Origin of the sequence: Taibaiella chishuiensis (assembly GCF_003014535.1) — a bacterium.
Classification (GTDB): Bacteria; Bacteroidota; Bacteroidia; order Chitinophagales; family Chitinophagaceae; genus Taibaiella; species Taibaiella chishuiensis.
Map to the genome: position 1 here is coordinate 392,755 of NZ_PYGD01000003.1, position 17,809 is coordinate 410,563.

The following is a 17,809-nucleotide window of genomic DNA, read 5'->3' on the forward strand; positions in this document are numbered from 1 at the left end:
ATTGCAAAACAAAAGCAAATAATTGAAGATGAAAAATATCCTGCTAACCCGTGTGGTAGAATCGTAGGTAAAATAAAAAAACTCCCGGCTTTATGGCCGGGAGTTTTTATTGGGATCTTTCGTTCAGATTAACCTAAGTAAGATTTCAGGGAGCCGCTGTAACGTGCTTTCTGCAAGCGTTTGATGGCGCGCTCTTTGATCTGGCGGATACGTTCCTTGGTCAGGTCGTATTTCTGGCCGATCTCTTCTACCGACGGACCGCTATCGCCTTCGAGGCCGAAGTAAGCAGAGATAATTTCTGCTTCGCGTACGCTCAGCGATTTCAGGATACGTTGGATCTCCGCTTTCAGCGAGTCTTTCATTACCGTATCATCGGTATCGTTACTGCCTTCCAGCAGGTCGCCCATCGCTACGTCTTCTGCTTCGTGCACAGGTGCATCCAGCGAAGTGTGGCGGGTATTGCTGCTGAAAATGTTGGCGATTTCGGTTTCGCTCATCTCCAGGATGCTGGCCAGTTCTTCGGTCGATGGTTCCCTTTCATGCTCCTGTTCAAATGCGATATAAGCTTTGTTGGCTTTATTGTAAGTGCCGATCTTATTTTGCGGCAGGCGTACGAGACGGCCCTGCTCTGCCAGTGCCTGCAGGATGGACTGACGGATCCACCATACGGCATAGGAGATAAATTTAAAGCCCTTGGTTTCATCAAAACGCTGTGCGGCCTTGATCAGCCCCAGGTTACCCTCATTGATCAGATCACTCAGCGACAATCCCTGGTGCTGGTATTGCTTAGCCACAGATACTACGAAACGAAGATTGGCTTTCACCAGTTTCTCCAGAGCCCGCTGATCTCCCACATGAATCTTCTGAGCAAGCGTAGTTTCCTCCTCCGGGGTGATCATCGAAATACGGCTGATCTCCTGGAGATATTTCTCTACGGCCTGCGAATCGCGGTTCGTAATCTGAGTTGCAATCTTGAGTTGCCTCATAACATTAATATATTTAAATGATAATTAATACTTAACTGGTTCGTTTGCGCAGAATGTACCACAAAATAGAAAGAATATTTGTGATATCATAGCGTTTAATAAAAACGGGTATTCATTGTGTTTAGTTTAACGACCTTTGTTAAATTATTCCTTTTCCCTGTCCTTACCTTACCGCGCTGGTTTCGCCTGTATTCATCAAAAATTATTCCATTTTTCATTTGTCATGCCGCTGTCAGTCGGCCTTTTACTTAATATTTGTCAATACAGGAAGACTCTTGTAGCAACCACAGTGGTTTGTTGGTGAAATTATTTTTTAAAATTAACACATATATAATTTTGCATTTGATCGGTGCCCGCTTGTCAGGGAAAATGTTTTTATCTGCACGAATGTATGTTGCCTTTGCGCCAAATTGTTACCTTTGCTGCGGTTTTAAAATTTTACAATAAAAAACTTTATGCAACAGGACCTGTATCAACATCCCGATTATTACCTGCTGGACGAACTGCTCACGGACGAACACAAACTGATCCGCGATTCCGTACGCGCTTACGTGAAAAAAGAAATTTCCCCGATCATTGAAGACTATGCCCAAAAGGCAGCTTTCCCCAGCCAGATCATCAAAGGCCTGGGCGAACTGGGTTGTTTTGGTCCTTTCGTACCTCAGGAATATGGTGGCGCCGGTCTCGATTATATCTCTTACGGTATCATGATGCAGGAACTGGAGCGCGGCGATTCCGGTATCCGTTCCACGGCATCCGTACAGGGCTCCCTGGTTATGTACCCGATCTATACCTATGGCAGCGAAGAGCAAAAAAAGAAATACCTGCCTAAACTGGCTACCGGCGAGTGGATGGGTTGCTTTGGTCTTACAGAACCCGATCATGGTTCCAATCCTGCGGGCATGTTATCCAACTATACCGATGCAGGCGATCATGTCATCCTCAACGGTTCTAAAATGTGGATTTCCAATGCACCTTTCGCCGATATCGCAGTGGTATGGGCCCGCAACCCGGAAGGCAAGATCAAAGGCCTGATCGTAGAGCGCGGTATGGAAGGTTTTACCACGCCCGAAACACATGGTAAATGGAGCTTAAGGGCTTCTGCCACCGGCGAACTGGTATTCGATAATGTAAAAGTACCTAAAGAAAATATCCTGCCGAATGTAGAAGGTCTGAAAGGTCCCCTGGGTTGCCTGAGCAGCGCCCGGTTCGGTATTGCCTGGGGTGCACTCGGTTGCGCTATGGATTGTTATGATACTGCTCTGCGTTATTCCCAGCAGCGTATCCAGTTTGGTAAGCCCATCGGCGGTTTCCAGCTGACCCAGAAAAAACTGGCCGAAATGATCACCGAAATTACCAAAGGCCAGTTGCTCGTTTGGCGCTTAGGCGTGCTGCGCAGCGAAGGCCGCGCTACACCCGAACAGATCTCTATGGCCAAGCGTAACAGTTGTAACATATCGATCCAGATTGCCCGCGAAGCACGCCAGATCCTGGGTGGTATGGGTATCACCGGCGAGTACAGCATCATGCGCCATATGATGAACCTGGAGTCCGTAATCACTTATGAAGGTACGCACGACATCCACCTGCTGATTACCGGCCAGGATGTTACCGGCTTCAATGCATTCAAATAAGTATAACCGCATCATAAATTGAAAACAGCATGGATCATTTTCCATGCTGTTTTTTTTGTCCGTGTTTTACTTCCTGCGGGTGTACTTCATTTCGAGCGACCGGTATTCTTGTTCTTCATGTACGGTGTACATTTCCTGTATCATATGGTCCGCATCGGGGCGCTGCACCGTCATCCTTATGGGGACCAAGCTGCCGCTGCCGGGATCGCTGTTTTTGAGATGAATCTCTACCTGTTTATTCGGCGCGTCGTACCGGCCCTCGCCGTACATGATATCGGTGCCCATATTGTCGAACCATACGAGTATATACACCTGGCGGCTCTTATCATAGCCGGAAATGCCGATTCCTTCAAAGGGCATACCCGCCATATTGCCGGTTATGGTACTATACAGGAAGCGTTGGCCGAGAATCATTTTTTGTACACAAACGGCGCGGGTTGTTTTCGGAGGGGCCCCTGGCTGAATGTAGAAGCGATTCTCCATATCCCAGGTGCCGCAGGTGCTATGCAACAGTGTATGTTCGGGACCAGGTGTCATAAACTCCGTCCAGGATCTCCTGGCATCTTCAGCAGCAGTTCCGCTTCCGCAGTTGGAAGTCAATATAGACGGCAGTAACATTTTTTTCATGTCGGGTGTAAATTTCAGTAAAAATATAAGGTATTATTTTTTTATAAAAATATATTTTATTGTTATTATTAAATAAAATATATTTATGCATACATCCTCTTTCATCCCGCATAAGCCTTGTGCTGCTTGAGGGGATCCGGCAGATCGTTGCATGTTTGCCCTTGGGACAGGGGGCTGTGAACCTGCTAAAAGTGAAGGTCAGCAGGGTACGGGTGTATAGAATTCTCCGATTACGCATAGCTGATAATCCGGGTGAGGGAGCCGAGGCTTTACAGCCCGGTGTTTCAGGGCTATTACCCTTTAGTGGGCTGTACGAAGACAGCATGGAAAAAAATTCCATGCTGTTTCAGGATAAGTCGATTTGTATTTGTCGCCTGCCGGGCTATCTTCGCCGGGACGCAGGAGGGGGAGGGTGGCTGGCAGTCTGGGTATGTAATCCCTTTCTTAACGGGGCAGCTGCTCCTAGCCGTATTTATGGATGAATTCGCATAAACCTGACTTCAAGGGAGAGGAATTCCTGCGCTCCTGATTGGTCAAACCGTTGCAGGGTCATATTGTCTTCGTCGGTATAGATCATAAACTGTTTGCAGGGTACAGGCTCGCCGGTAGTAGGGTCCGTGCGTTTACCGGTCAGTTCGATGCGTTTCTCCCGGGCGTTATACTGGCCTTCACTATAAAGGATATCGGTGCCCATATTGTCGATCCAGGTACTGAAATAGATCTTCCTGTGGTTATCGTACCCGATAAGGGCCTGGCCTTCGAATGGCATACCCATGATACTGCCCTGGTGTACACTCTGGTAATAACGTCCGCCCAGTATGGCGCTATGGGTACTGAGGCCCTGGCCCTTTTGAGGAGCGGCGCCGGGTGCCGAAAAAAAGAAAAATTCGAGGCGCCAGTTACCTGTTTCTGCGGCCATTATTTCATGTTCCTCTCCGGGCATTATAAAGGCCGGCCAGGCATTTTCCGGGTCTGTCTGACCGGTTGCGCCACCACTGGTCATGGTTAGTGTTGAGGGCAAAACCATCTTTTCCATTTTCACGAATATTTTAAAAGTATGTAGTAGCAGGTTCGTCTTCGGGGTAGCTGCCTTCGATAACGATTGCCGTAACGGACCTGTCTTTTATGCCCGGTAGGCTCCAGCTTTTAATTTTGTATGATCAAGCATTGGGCCATAAATGCATTTTTTTTAGAAAAGGCGTAAAAAAATATTGACCTTAAATATTTTATGTTTAAATAATATAATTATTTGAAAATAAATTTATGCTTATAGATACTGATTTATTATTTTAATAGTGTTAAAAATAATGAACGTATTTCCCAATGATTTTATTTTTATTAGTGCAACAATAAGTCACTGTTATAAAGCAAAGAGGCCTTACATATAGTAAGGCCTCTTTGCTTTATTTTAACTTTATGCACCCTTAAGCGCCTAGATAATGTCGATCACTTTATTGGTCGCAATTACGGCTTCTTTTTTGGGCAGGTCAAGGTTCAGGATGCCGTTTTCAAATTTCGCAGAAATTTTTTCGGTGTCTACCTGGTCGCCGAGTGTAAAGCTGCGTTTAAAACCGCGCACTTTAAATTCATGGCGTAACCACTTGCCTTCTTCTTTTTTCTGGTCTTCCGATTGCTCGAATGCGATCGTCAATACTTTATCGTTGATCTGCAGTTTCAGGTCTTCTTTGGCAATGCCCGGAGCCACTACGGAAATGCTGTATCCTGTTTCGTTTTCCTTCACGTTAACCGGTACCTGGTAGTTATTCCTCATCCAGTTATCATTAAGCGCTTCATCGCGGAAATAGCGGCCGGCATGGCCATTAAATAAGTCTTCTAATAAGCCACTGAAAGAACGGTTAATCTGATTTTGCTTTACCATTTTGATTGAATTTTTAAGTTTAGAATTTGAATTGTTGATTAATACTCCTGTTTGGTATAGAACAAAGGGTATTCCAAAGCTTAAAATAAGACAAAATGTCATTATTTTTTAATTTTTAGTGACATTTTGTCTTTATTTAATATTTTTTTGATGAATAAAAGGCAGAAGCCGGGTTTTATAACAGGAAGGTCTATGTATTAGAAAAAAAACATTTCATTTTACCGTTTCTTTTATTGAAATTTGCCTTACTTACGATGGGTTAGTAAGTAAAGCTCGCCGCTCCGGTCATTCTTCACCGGGGCGGTTTTTTTATGGGCGCCTGTAATGGGCAATGTCGTATTATCGTATTCCCGGATTGAATTGTTGTTGTTATTAAGACTATTAAAAAAGAGCAGGTCCTGATTTAACCAGGACCTGCTCTTTTTTAATAAAGCACAGCCGTGCATTATATATCGTTATTAAAACTTCGCGGCGATTTTTACGTTCAGCAGTCTTGATGTAAGCCGGTTGGGTACCGCAAAAGTTTTGTCGCTGCTGTAGTCCTGTATCCATTGATAGGACAAGGTATTTTCGATACCCAGCAGGTTAAATACTTCAAGGCTCATCCATACGGATTGGAACCTGCTGAAGAAGCTATACGCCGGCCTGTTCTTTTTTGTGCCATCCAATAACAGGGCCGAGAAACCTATGTCCGCTCTTTTGTAATCCGGTATACGACGGGTGTACGCCGGGTTGAGGCTGCGGCCCGGAGGGCTGAAAGGCAGGCCTGTGGCGTACATCAGATTCAGGTACATTTTAAAGTTCTTGTTGCGCGGCAGGTAATCGGAGAAGAACATGCCGAAGTTGAGCCGCTGATCGGTAGGGCGGGGCAGGTAACCGGTATACTCGCCGGTAGTAGGGTCTATGATCTTGTTTTCTGTTTTCAGGAAGCCAACGCTTACCCAGGATTCCGCATCTTTAACCAGGTCGCCGAACAGGCGTACTTCGCCGCCATAAGCATAACCTTTAGCATTGTTATTGGCAAAGTAGCGGATGCGTACATTGTCGTATTCATAAGGTACCAGGTCCCAGAGTTGTTTGTAATAAGCTTCAACGGTAAGCTTGAACGGGCGGTCGCCCCACATCTTAAAGTTATAATCAAGCCCTGCAGCGGCATGGTAAGACTTCTGCGCCTTCAATGCCGTATTCAGGTTGCCTTCCATATCGCGCATCTCGCGGTAGAATGCCGGTTGGGCATACAGGCCGGTGGCCACACGGAATACCACATCTTTTTTCCATTCGGGTTTAAAGGAGAACTGCGCCCTGGGGCTGATCACCATCTCTTCGTTTTGCGAAGTATATACACCTCTTACACCCAGGTTGAGTGTAGCATTGTCGGAGAGCAGGATATTGTCCTGGATAAAAGCGGAAAGGCGGGTATAGTCGATCTCGTTGGTAGAGCGATAGCTCTTGGCCATCTTGATCGCATTGGGATCGTAAGGCTGGGAAAAACCGGCAGAGTCCCTGCGTTGCCATTCGAGCAACTGGTCGTCCACGTGTACACGCGTAGCGTCGGCGCCCCACTGGAAGAAGTGTTTGTTGGCGCTATGCGAACCGCGTAAAGCTACCGTACCCACATTGGCGGTAAGATAGTTGCGGGCAAAATCGTGGATGATACCGGTTCCCAATGCATATTTTTTCTGGCCGAACGATGCCTTGCCCAGGTCGGTCTCCAGGGCATAAAAAGCATATTCACCCATGATATCGTAAGTCTCGTACTCATTGGTCTGGTAGGCCGAAGCCAGCAGTTTTAACTTCGTTTTTTCGTTGGGCTTGAAGGCAAGCGAGAGTCCTGCAAAACGCGAGTCGAACTGGTCGCGTTCCTGTCCTGTAAAAAAGGTTTCCAGTTTATAGGCTTCGTTGGCCAGGCCAAAGGCCGCTTCACTTTTTTCGGGTTCAAAGTTAAAGCGGTTACGGGCGTAGTTGGCAATGGCTTCCAGTTCCCACTTATCGCTGAAGCGGTAGTTTACCAGCGCCTGGATATCGGTAAAGGATGGATTGTATTGTCCTTTGGTAGGCTGTGATTGTAAAAGGTACTGGTTGCTTTTTTGTCTTGCACCGATAAGGTAAGTCAGTTTCTTATTGCGCGAGGCGCCTTCGATATGGGCTTGTGCGCCCAGCAGGCTGAGCATTACCGAGCCGCCGAACTGTTTGGGACGTTTGTAGGTTACATCCAGCACCGACGACATCTTATCGCCATAACGCGCCTGGAAGCCGCCTACCGAAAAGTTGACGCCGCTTACGAGGTCGGAGTTGACAAAGCTAAGACCTTCCTGTTGGCCACTGCGCACCAGGAAAGGGCGGTAGATCTCGAAGTCGTTTACATAAACCAGGTTCTCGTCAAAGTTACCACCGCGTACGGTGTATTGCGAGGTCAGCTCGTTATTCGAACCTACCAGGATCTTAAGCAGGCCTTCGATGCCGCCTATGGTACTGGGCAGTTCGTTTACCTTATTGGTATTGATCTGCAGTGTACCGGCCTCGTTGCGGAAGCGCTGGTCTTTTACTTCTACTTCTGTAATAACATTGGCGAGGGTGTGTAAGGTGATATTGCGGGTAACGGTATTACCATTGCTTTGCGCGGGTACAGAAAAGGGTTCGTTTTCGTAACCCAGCGAAGAAGCGCGCATGGGGGTCTTTTTACCCGAAGGGATCGTGAGCGTATAAACGCCGGCGGTGTCGGTAAGCACGCCGTTGTCGGTGCCGGACTGGATTACAGATACCTGGTATAGCGCGCGGCCGTACTCATCTGTAACCGTACCGGTAACTGTGGCCGTTTGTGCCGTGACAAAAAAAACGCTGCTCATGCAGCCCAGAAACAAGAGTAAACGAATATTCCAGTACATATCAATGCCAAAGAAAACGAAAAAAACGGAATAAAATTGTGAAAATGCAGGAGGGAAAACGAATCCGTATAAAAAAGCGATAACCGGTTTGGGGTTATCGCTATAGGGAGATCAGTTTTTATGCAGCAGGAACATAAATGTTTTTTCCTGCGGCGCGAGTAAGAGAAAGTTCTTGATCTGCGCCGGTTTGCGCAATAGTTTATAACGCTGCAGATCGGCCACTTCCATAATCTTCAGGTAGCACCGGCTCATGCGTACAAACGATAAATAGTAAAGCATATAGGCTGCCTCCTTGCTGTTCACCGCCAGGATATCCTGTTCATACTGTTGCCATAAATGTGCTTTGCCTCTAAACATGACTGCTGTAATTGTTCGGATTAATTTTTAATAAACATTCCGCTTATGGCTCTTCGGCGGCTTGTAATTCCTGCTCAGATCGTTGCAGCAGCTACGGGATGAAGCACAACCCTGTAACACGATACCCAATAACATAACACTTAGCAAAAAGAACGCAGTTTTTCGAAGATGCTTCATATTTACGGCTGGTTTATAATCTTTATTTTTGTAAAGTTAATCAAAAAAATAATCGGCGCCTTCATTGAAAATTTTAATAGCACCATTAGACTGGGGACTGGGACATACCACACGTTGCCTGCCGCTCATCGCTTATCTCCGTTCGCTGGGGCACGAGGTTGTAGCCGCAGTTTCGGGGGCTCCGGCGCGCCTGCTCACCGATAATTTTCCGGGTATTGCCGTGTTGCCGCTCGAGGGTTACGGTATCCGGTACAGCAAATATAAAAACGCATTCGCCACCAGAATAATTGTGCAGATCCCCAAAATACTGCGGGCCATCAAAAGCGAGCATGCGTGGCTTGTCCGGCAACAGGACGAACATCGCTTCGACCTCGTTATTTCCGATAACCGGTACGGCCTTTGTCATCCGGGTATACCTTCGGTTATTATGACCCACCAGTTGCAGATCCTTTCCGGTAAAGGAAGGCTGGCCGATCTTATCCTGCGGAAATTACATTACCCGATGCTCGAACGGTTCGATGCCTGTTGGGTGGTGGACGAAGCCGGCGCCGATAACCTTTCCGGCAAACTGGCACACCCGGCCGTGCTGCCTGCGAATGCACAATACATCGGGTTGTTGTCGCAGTTTATGGATCGTACTGTGCCGGCTAATGCGCATACTGAAGGGAAAGAGATCCTGGTACTGCTTTCCGGGCCGGAGCCTATGCGCGGACAACTGGAAGCGATACTGCTGCAACAGGCTGCACAGCTGCAGCACTACCCATTTGTTTTTGTAGCCGGCAACCCGTTGGGCAGTATACCCGGCACGTTGCCGGCACACATTACTTACCATACGCATCTCCCGGCGCCACAATTGCTGGATGCCCTGCAGCGCGCATCGCTGGTATTGTGCCGCAGCGGTTATTCCACGTTGATGGACCTGGCGGTACTGGGTAAAAAAGCACTGCTGATCCCGACGCCCGGGCAAACCGAGCAGGAGTACCTGGCTGCGCATCTTAACCGGTTGGGCTATTACCTGGTACGCGATCAGCCGGCAGTACAATTATCGGCGGATATAGCGGCAGCGCTTGCCGCCAATGCCTTCCGGCACAGCAGTGGCCTGCAGCCTATGCAGTCGGTGGTAAACGCTTTGCTCGATAAAGTAACTGCAGCCCGTACTTAGGCACAGTATGTGCACAACGGCTGCAACAATGCAGTGCCGTATTTGTAATCCTTATGCATCTTTCTGAACCGTATGAACAATACTATCGCTAATCCTGAATCCCGCAAGGTCATACAACTGCGGCGGCATAAACAATTGGCTACAGGTTTATTCCTGTTGATGCTGCTGGTGTATATCGCTGCAACCTGGTATATGGCCCGGTATACGACATCCTGGATGGGCTATATAAAGGCCTTTGCCGAGGCGGCTATGGTCGGGGCGCTTGCCGACTGGTTTGCCGTTACTGCTTTGTTTCATCATCCCCTGGGCTTACCCATACCGCATACCAACCTTATCGAGCGCAGTAAAAAAAATATCGGCAATAACCTGGGCGACTTCGTGGTCAGTAATTTCCTGAGCCCGGCTAATATCCGGCCTTATATCCGTAAGATAACCGTAGCCTCCTATGTGGGCGACTGGCTGGACCGGCCGCGGAACAAAGAGTTGCTGTTGAACGAGGGCATGCGCCTGTTCCGCGATATCATTGCCAAGATGGATGATCATACTGTTGCTGCCTTTATTGCCAAAAAGGGGACTGCACTTATCGGCCAGGTACAGCTTAACCAGGTCGTGGCCGGGGCGCTGCAGTATTTTCTCGAACGGGGCGAACAGGAACAACTGATCACCCTGCTGGCGGCAAAAATCAAAAACTATATCGGCAGCAATGAGACTATGGTGCAGGAGCGGGTTAAGAAAGAGAGTTATTTCTTTATTCCAAAATTTGTAGACCAGAAAGTGGCGGCAAAAATAGCAGGCGGGCTGGTGCGTTATTTTGAAGAGATCGAAACCGATCCGCAACATAAGATACGCCAGGAGATCGCGCAGCAGCTGGAACAGTTTGTCGGGGACCTGCGTACGCAGCCCCGCTGGCAACAGGAACTGGAGCAATTAAAAAGCGGCTTGTTGTCGGACGATAAAGTGATGCAATATGCTGACGATATCTGGCAATCCCTGAAGCAGACACTGACCGAAGAATTGTCGGCTCCGGGATCGGGCATACACCGCTATTTTGCGCGGGCGCTCGACGACCTGTCGCAGAGCCTGCGCGCCGATGCGCTGTTGCAGGAACGTATCGACCGCTGGATCAGGCATACGGCCTACAAGTATATCCTGCGCAATACCGGCAATGTAGCATTGCTGATCAGTAATACCGTCGGCAACTGGCAGGGCCGGGAACTGAGTCGCAAACTGGAGCTCGAGGTGGGCAAAGACCTGCAGTTTATCCGGATCAATGGTACGATTGTAGGCGGCCTGGTAGGTTTGCTGATTTATACCATAACCCGATTGATTAGCTAATTTGTTGCAAATCAGGATGATTCCATATTTGTGGCTTAACTATATGATTGGTAAAAATGATTAATATTTAAATAAGTTCTTTTGTTAAAGAAATGTTTACTTTTGTCCGGTATTTCTCTGTTCCGGAAGTCTTGTATATAGCCTTGTCACCATTATCCAGCCTATAATCATGACCCTAGCCCGGAGCGCCGGCCATGATGTTACGACTATATCCTTATCGTATCCTGATTTTATTTTTACTGCTGGTAACCGGCAGTATGCTTTCGTATGCGCAGGACGCAACCGCTGCGGCAGAAGATATAACCCAGGCATCCTCCTATCTTGATCATAAAACAGCGGCACTTGAAAAATACCTGAAACGTTCGGACCGGATACAGCAACGCCTGTTGCGCCGCCTGCAAAAAAAAGAAGCGCGTATGCTGGTCCGGCTCGCTGCTAAAGATTCCGTAGCCTATAAGCAATACCTGCACCGCGCTCCCGGCTTCGATTCGATCGCCGTTTTATCCAAAGACACTACCGCCCTGGCCCGTATGGCTAAGCGGCGTAATGCCACCATCGATAGCCTGAAAGGCATACAACAGTTTATGCATAACCAGGGCAATAAACTTGCTGCCTTGGAGGGCATAAGCGGACAAGCCTTGCCCGGCGGCGATTACAGCGGTAAGATCGCCGAACTACAAGGCAAGCTAAATGCGGAACAACAGGTTAAAGACCTGATCCGGCAACGTACGCAAAGCCTGGAGCAAATGGCTGCAGGAGCCGGTATCCCCGGACTTACCGGGATACAGAAAGACGTATACTATGCCCAGGAAAAAATGAAAGCCTGGCGTGGCCTGGCCGACGACCCCGATGCCGCAGAAGAAAAGGCGATGGAATACCTGCAGGGTATCGAAGGCTTCGACCAGCACCTCAACCCGAACCAGGGCTCCTTTGGCGGTGTTGGCGCCAATGCTACGGCCGAGAGCCTGCAGGCTATGGGCTACCAGACCAAGGCACAGGTAGGCAAAATGTTGCAGGAGAAATTGGGTAATAGCCTGCAATCCGTGCAACAAGGCATGGGTGCGCAGGTGCAGGAGTTCAGCAATCAACTGGGTAAAGTAACCGACAAAGTAAAAGAAGCCGGCAACCTGGCGCAGGATGCCCGGCAGGGCTTGCAGGAAGCGAAGGCCACCAAAGATAAACTGAAGCATATCGAGAAGCCCGGCTTCCGCAAGAACCCGGAACGCGGAAAGCCTTTCTGGCAGCGGCTGGAGCCGCAATACAATTTCCAGACTACAAGGGCCACGCCCGACGGCTTGCGTCCTGCAATGGTAGAACTGGGAGCCGGTGTCGCCTTCAAACATACGCCCAGCCTGAGTTATGGCATCGGTATAGGGGCCAGTTTTGGCCTGGGCCAGGACTGGCAACATATACGCCTGAGTTATGAGGGTATTAGTACACGGGTGTATGCAGATTGGAAACTATTGTATGGCTTTAGCCTGCAGGCCGGTTACGAACGGGCCTTCCGTCCGCAGAACCGGGCTTACCTGCAGGACAACAATACTACGCCACAACAGTCCACGGCTTCCGCGGACCATGGCCTGAAAGCGGCATTCGGCGGGCAACAGGAGGCTGCTTATCTCGGCATCATGAAGCGCTACCGCATCAGCAGCAAATGGAACGGCACTTTTATGGCGGGGTATAATTTCCTGTGGCAGCAAAGCAATTTAAGAAGCCCGTTTATGCTGAGGCTGGGCTGGGGGAAATAGGTTATATGCTCCGCCGGGGCATGGCGGAGGACGCGCTCAACTTGCATGAATATCGACGGGCGGGTCAACAGCGATTTTTTACCGTAAAAGAATAAAATACAACAACGAATACTACTCCCTATTAATCTCAAGTAAACAATGAAGAAAATTTTGCTTTTGCTTACCGGTTTTGCCGGATTTGCTTCCGGACTATATGCCCAGCAGATGGAACAACCCTCCGCGAATTATCTTAAGGGCCTGAACAGTTTAGTAAAAGGCGCGCCCGAGACTTCCCAGATGATGAAGTACGTGGACTACCCGGTAAGCCTGTTCACCGGTACGCCACAAATTGACCTTCCGATACACACCCTTAGCGGGCAAGGTATTTCGCTGCCCGTAAGCCTTTCGTACCATGCCGGTGGTGGGGTCAAGGTCAACGATCTTGCATCGAATTGTGGCCTGGGGTTCCTGTTGCAAACCGGTGGGGAGATATCCCGGGAGATCCGGGGTATCGCAGACGAGACCTCAGCCATAGGCTTTATCAACAAGGCTAAACCATTGTCTTATTATGAAAGCATCCGGCCGCAGTATGATGATGACCCGATGGCCCTGGCTCATTTCCTGGAATGGGTGGACGTAGCAGAAGGCAGGATGGACCTGGAACCCGATATCTTTTACTTCAATTTCGGTGGATTTTCCGGAAAATTTATTTATGATGAACTCAGCCATACATTTAAGAATATGAATACCGCAGATCGTAAACTGAAATTTACGATGGCCGTATCCGGATCGAACAGCAGCGGCTTTACCGTTACCACCGACGATGGTACCCGGTATATTTTTAATAATGTGGAGCTATCCCATAGTCAGAACATGCTGGTGGCCCATGCGCCCATTAGTCCCGACCAGGTCACCTCCTGGAAACTATCTAAAATCGTCAATGCTAATGCAACGGATTCTATCGAGCTGTATTACGACTATTATTCGGCGACTTTTTTGAGCCTGGGCTCCAGTACTACCTATCAACCAATTAATGGTGGCGGCGCTAACCGCAGCCCGGTGCTTAATGTGTTTACCAATAATACCATATCCGGTATCTGCAGGCTAAGGTATATTGTAAGCCGGACAGATTCTTTAAGTCTGGTTTATGCCGGTGTAAACCGGGAAGACTTTGAAAATCAAAAGGCTTTATCCAAAATAGTGGTCAGTGCCCGCGGCGGCGATGTTAAAAATATATTCAAGCTGCATACCAGCTATTTTACCCGGGATGCTGTGGTAGGTCCCAGCCCGGGAGGTAGTTTTGATCAAAAGTCACTCCGGCTGGATTCCCTCTCTGACTATGGCAATTCGGAGAGCAATGCCAACCCCTTGCGCCATCGCTTTGCCTATAATGAATCCATAATGATGCCCGCCCGTTTGTCTTTCGCCCAGGATATGTGGGGTTATGCCAATAATAATGGCTTTGCACAGCACATGGCCCCTCCTGCATACTTGAATATGGGCGGGATACCGCTCTTTCTGGAGGGGGCAAACCGATTCCCCGACGCGCAAAGGATGAAGGCCGGTATCCTGGAACAAGTCACCTTGCCCACCGGTGGCATCATTCGTTTCGAATATGAGCCCAATACGGTAAGCAATCCCGGCTTAGCAACATTACCCAATGCAATTACGGAATCCCATGCTATTTCCGATTGGAAGGGCGTAGGCCAGTCATTTGCACCCAGCTATATCGATAGTTTTGTGGTCAACCAGGCGCCCAACCTGGCCATTAATGCCAATATGGGCGGCGTTATTGCCGGTATCAGTTTTTCACCGGACCTTCCGGATTCCCTGCGGGACAATGGCGTAATAAATGGTTATCCCGTTTTTAGTTTGGTGCGGGCAGCTTACCCACTTCCGGGTATAACAGATCCGCCGTTTGCCGGATTTAGCAAGCAGTATCCCGGCTATACGGCCAATGTGCATCTTCCTAACGGTAAATATTATTTGAAAATAAATGATTTAGTAAATATCAATCCTCCGAATGCAGCCAACTTCGTCCGGGCCTTATCTTTTAGCGTTAACTTCAAAGTCCTGGATACTGCTGTAGCGCCTCCACAATATACAGCCGGCGGGTTAAGGGTCAAGTCCATTACTTCCACAGACCCTTATGGTGGTGGCGTAAAGGTCAGGACGTTTACTTATGAAGACGCAAGCGGGCCCTGGGGCCGCCTGATTGGGCCCGACTTCCACAGTTATGTGGAAACCCGTATGTCCAACGGTAACCAGTTCTGGGTGCGTATGGGAAATAACGCCATGCCCGGGCAAGGCAGTATGGGCAACGCCGTTGTGTATCCTAAAGTGGTTGAAAGCGTGCTGGAGGGCAGCAAACAGTATAAGACCTACCATAGCTTCCTGAGTGTTGAACCTAACTACATGAATGTACTCCCTTTCGTACCCGGTACGGATAACGAATATGCCCGCGGCAAAGAGATCGAAACCCGTTGGACTGAGCTATCGGGTTCGACCGATGTGACCCGGAAACGCCAGGCCAGTGTTTACGATTATTCTCCACCCCTGATGCCGAGTAACCCCGCTTTAAAGATCGGCGCTATCAAAACCGTAATCGACGATTATTCGGAAAGTGCGACCAATGGCAGTTTCCCCATTTTTAGCATTACGCCTTATGCCAATGTCCTGTCGTATGTTTATCTCACTTCCGACTCTACTTTCGAAATTGATAATACGGGCAATGTGTTGCAATCGTCGAATAGTTATACCTACGGTAGTAATAACAAACTGCCGCTGACCATAACTTCCGGCAACAGTAAAGGCGAATTGCTGGTGCAGAAGAATGGTTATGCTACAGATGCCGCAGAGCCTGCGCTGGCTCCCCAACCCGCATTAGCTGCACAATTAACTGCAGCCAACCGGGTAAGCGATGTGCTGGCCAGCCGCATCTATAAAAATGGAACGCTTTTAAGCCAAACGCAGTTCAAAGGTCATTTTACCGGAAGCCTTTATTTGGTGGACAGTGTACTTACTGCCGAGTACAACAACGCGCTGGAAACAGAAGCCAGGGTTACAGAATACGATACCTATGGCAACCCGCTGACGGTAGAAACCCGGGGTGGCCGGTTCCGTAAATACCTTTGGCGTAAAGAGCGTAACCTGCCCCTGGCTACCTGTACCATGCCCAAGCGGGGGCAGTTTGTGTTTACCTCCTTCGAATATCCCAACGAATACAGTACGATCATCAATGCGAACCGGGCGGTCGTATGGCCGCCGTTTAGCGGTACTTACGCTTACAATCTTAATGGCTCGCTGATCTTCCAGGGTTTTAATACCCCGGGTAATATCGAGGTATATGCCTGGCTGAGCCAGGGCAGCTTTACAGCCAATGGGGTAGCGGCCGTCGCTACAGGGCGTACCAAAGGCAACTGGACCCTGTACCGGGCCGAGATCCCCTATTACCAGACGGTCACCATAGGTGGCGCCTGTACCATGGATCAGCTGGCCATAGTGCCTGCGGGCAGCGACTTCGACGCCACGGTTTATGATGAGCAGGACCGGGTGCATGCCAAAGTGAACGGCAATATGCAGACCAGCTTTTTTGAGTATGATGGCTTCGGAAGATTGCAGACTATAAAGGACGAAAAAGGTAACATTCTGAAAAATAACGTTTATCAATACCAATCTGCTCAATAAGAAAACACCATGAAACTTAGCAAACATACTCTATTATGGGCGGCGCTGACAGTACTGATCCGTACCGTATCCGTAGCGCAACCCAGCGGTAATATTCCTGTTTCAGATTCGCCGTCTACAGCGGTACAGGCGCCATATCCGGGCCTGGTCAATATGGCCAACCCCGGCAAGTACAACTATATCCAGAGCATTACCCCCGACCAGCCTTTGCAGAGCCTGCCTGCCTCGGGTTACCAGTACCGGCAGCAGCGCGACTACTTCGACGGGCTGGGTCGCCCGCTGCAAAGCATCCAGCGCCGGGCGCATGCCGATGGCAATGATATCATCCAGGTGCATGTATACGACAGCCTGGGGCGGGAACGGTACCAGTACCTGCCCTATGCCAACCAGCCCTTCGCTAACCAGGTGCCGGGTACGATACAGCTGCATGTCAACACCATGATGCGTAACTTTTACGACCTGGCCGGCCCTGATGAAGCGCCTTACAGCCGTACCGACTACGAGGCCTCCGTTTTAAGCCGCCCGCTTAAACAATTACAACCCGGCCGTGCCTGGGTAGGGGGCAACAGGGGTGTGCGGAACCTGTTCCGGTTCAATACGCCGGGCGAAGTAATGCTGTGGAATATAGACCGGGCCTTACATGCCAAGCCGTATGTAAACGGTACCTATAATGCAGGCGAGTTGTCCGTTACCGAGACCACCGATGAAGATGGGCGCATCAACCAGGAATTCAAAGATAAAGATGGCCGCCTGGTGCTGCAGAAACGTTATGTCAACAACCCTGTTCCCTATTACGCCCATACGGGCTATGCCTGTACCTATTACGTATACGACGACCAGGGGCGGCTGCGTTTCGTAATCCCGCCACAGGCCGTTTACAATATGCCTGTGGGCTGGGATGTAGACCCCATACGGGAGTTCTGCTACAGTTACGAATACGACCGCCGTGGCCGGCTGATCGAGCGCAAAATACCGGGTAAGGCCGTAGAAGAATTCGTCTATGATGACCGGGACCGGCAGATCTTTAGCCGCGATGGCAACCAGAAGCAGAACAATCAATGGGCTTTTACGATTTATGATGCAAGTGACCGGCCGGTTATAACCGGGTTAGGCGCTTTTACCTCGCCCCGCGATGTATTGCAGGGCCTGGTCGATGATCCAGCCGTAGTGTACCCCCCGCCCGATATGTGGGCCTATATCAAAAACTACAGCCTTTACAACACCTATCCCACACAGATCAATGGGGCTACCATCCTGGGTTATACCTATTACGACGATTACAGCCAACTGCCCGGCTTTAGCTACGATGCCACCCAGTACAATGGCGAACTGCCGGCCGCCAGCCAACCCCAG

At 49.3% G+C, this 17,809-nt stretch carries 12 protein-coding genes; 6 read left to right on the forward strand and 6 right to left on the reverse strand.

The genetic code is table 11. From position 1 onward, the window contains the following. Window positions 1-128: 128 nt before the first annotated feature. A complete protein-coding gene (locus B0I18_RS12065; RefSeq protein ID WP_106522960.1) occupies window positions 129-986 on the reverse strand; it encodes a sigma-70 family RNA polymerase sigma factor in 858 nt (285 codons plus the stop codon). A 455-nt stretch (window positions 987-1,441) separates the two neighbouring features. On the opposite strand from B0I18_RS12065, the gene B0I18_RS12070 reads away from it, so the two are divergent. Beyond that, entirely contained in the window at window positions 1,442-2,620 is a 1,179-nt protein-coding gene (locus B0I18_RS12070; RefSeq protein WP_106522961.1) for an acyl-CoA dehydrogenase family protein, read from the forward strand. 66 nt (window positions 2,621-2,686) lie between these two features. Here B0I18_RS12070 and B0I18_RS12075 read toward each other — a convergent pair whose 3' ends face one another. The 5 genes from B0I18_RS12075 to B0I18_RS12105 all read right to left on the reverse strand — a co-directional run bounded on the left by B0I18_RS12075 (window position 2,687) and on the right by B0I18_RS12105 (window position 8,368). Further along, on the reverse strand, window positions 2,687-3,247 hold the full coding sequence (locus B0I18_RS12075) for a DUF1579 family protein (protein ID WP_106522962.1): 561 nt from the start codon (window positions 3,245-3,247) through the stop codon (window positions 2,687-2,689). Window positions 3,248-3,719: 472 nt separating this feature from the next. After that, on the reverse strand, window positions 3,720-4,283 hold the full coding sequence (locus tag B0I18_RS12085; protein ID WP_106522964.1) for a DUF1579 family protein: 564 nt from the start codon (window positions 4,281-4,283) through the stop codon (window positions 3,720-3,722). Window positions 4,284-4,679: 396 nt separating this feature from the next. Continuing rightward, entirely contained in the window at window positions 4,680-5,126 is a 447-nt protein-coding gene (locus B0I18_RS12090) for an Hsp20/alpha crystallin family protein (RefSeq protein ID WP_181358440.1), read from the reverse strand. Between the two features lie 458 nt (window positions 5,127-5,584). Then, window positions 5,585-7,972: a TonB-dependent receptor gene (locus B0I18_RS12100; RefSeq protein WP_181358441.1), complete on the reverse strand. Its 2,388-nt coding sequence runs from the start codon at window positions 7,970-7,972 to the stop codon at window positions 5,585-5,587. A 150-nt stretch (window positions 7,973-8,122) separates the two neighbouring features. After that, window positions 8,123-8,368 (reverse strand): hypothetical protein, encoded by a 246-nt coding sequence (locus B0I18_RS12105; protein ID WP_106522968.1) that lies wholly within the window; start codon window positions 8,366-8,368, stop codon window positions 8,123-8,125. 241 nt (window positions 8,369-8,609) lie between these two features. Here B0I18_RS12105 and B0I18_RS12110 point away from each other — a divergent pair, with 241 nt between their 5' ends. The 5 genes from B0I18_RS12110 to B0I18_RS12130 all read left to right on the forward strand — a co-directional run. Next, window positions 8,610-9,707, forward strand: a complete 1,098-nt coding sequence (locus tag B0I18_RS12110; protein WP_106522969.1) for a glycosyltransferase — start codon at window positions 8,610-8,612, stop codon at window positions 9,705-9,707. 72 nt (window positions 9,708-9,779) lie between these two features. Beyond that, complete coding sequence (locus B0I18_RS12115) at window positions 9,780-11,042, forward strand: DUF445 domain-containing protein (RefSeq protein ID WP_106522970.1); 1,263 nt, start codon at window positions 9,780-9,782, stop codon at window positions 11,040-11,042. Window positions 11,043-11,236: 194 nt separating this feature from the next. Further along, window positions 11,237-12,790 carry a hypothetical protein gene (locus B0I18_RS12120; RefSeq protein WP_106522971.1) on the forward strand — a complete coding sequence of 518 codons (1,554 nt, stop codon included), beginning with the start codon at window positions 11,237-11,239 and terminating at the stop codon, window positions 12,788-12,790. Window positions 12,791-12,928: 138 nt separating this feature from the next. After that, entirely contained in the window at window positions 12,929-16,456 is a 3,528-nt protein-coding gene (locus B0I18_RS12125) for an RHS repeat domain-containing protein (protein WP_106522972.1), read from the forward strand. A 9-nt stretch (window positions 16,457-16,465) separates the two neighbouring features. After that, window positions 16,466-17,809, forward strand: a 1,344-nt coding sequence (locus tag B0I18_RS12130) for a DUF6443 domain-containing protein (protein ID WP_245882089.1), incomplete at its 3' end; no start/stop codon positions are given.

What these genes read in the sequence shown, in the direction of transcription:
- B0I18_RS12075 (WP_106522962.1), bottom strand. Translation starts at nt 3,247, where the DNA reads ATGAAAAAAATGTTACTGCCGTCTATATTGACTTCCAACTGCGGAAGC.
- B0I18_RS12125 (WP_106522972.1), top strand. Translation starts at nt 12,929, where the DNA reads ATGAAGAAAATTTTGCTTTTGCTTACCGGTTTTGCCGGATTTGCTTCC.
- B0I18_RS12120 (WP_106522971.1), top strand. Translation starts at nt 11,237, where the DNA reads ATGATGTTACGACTATATCCTTATCGTATCCTGATTTTATTTTTACTG.
- B0I18_RS12065 (WP_106522960.1), bottom strand. Translation starts at nt 986, where the DNA reads ATGAGGCAACTCAAGATTGCAACTCAGATTACGAACCGCGATTCGCAG.
- B0I18_RS12090 (WP_181358440.1), bottom strand. Translation starts at nt 5,126, where the DNA reads ATGGTAAAGCAAAATCAGATTAACCGTTCTTTCAGTGGCTTATTAGAA.
- B0I18_RS12105 (WP_106522968.1), bottom strand. Translation starts at nt 8,368, where the DNA reads ATGTTTAGAGGCAAAGCACATTTATGGCAACAGTATGAACAGGATATC.
- B0I18_RS12115 (WP_106522970.1), top strand. Translation starts at nt 9,780, where the DNA reads ATGAACAATACTATCGCTAATCCTGAATCCCGCAAGGTCATACAACTG.
- B0I18_RS12070 (WP_106522961.1), top strand. Translation starts at nt 1,442, where the DNA reads ATGCAACAGGACCTGTATCAACATCCCGATTATTACCTGCTGGACGAA.
- B0I18_RS12100 (WP_181358441.1), bottom strand. Translation starts at nt 7,972, where the DNA reads ATGAGCAGCGTTTTTTTTGTCACGGCACAAACGGCCACAGTTACCGGT.
- B0I18_RS12085 (WP_106522964.1), bottom strand. Translation starts at nt 4,283, where the DNA reads ATGGAAAAGATGGTTTTGCCCTCAACACTAACCATGACCAGTGGTGGC.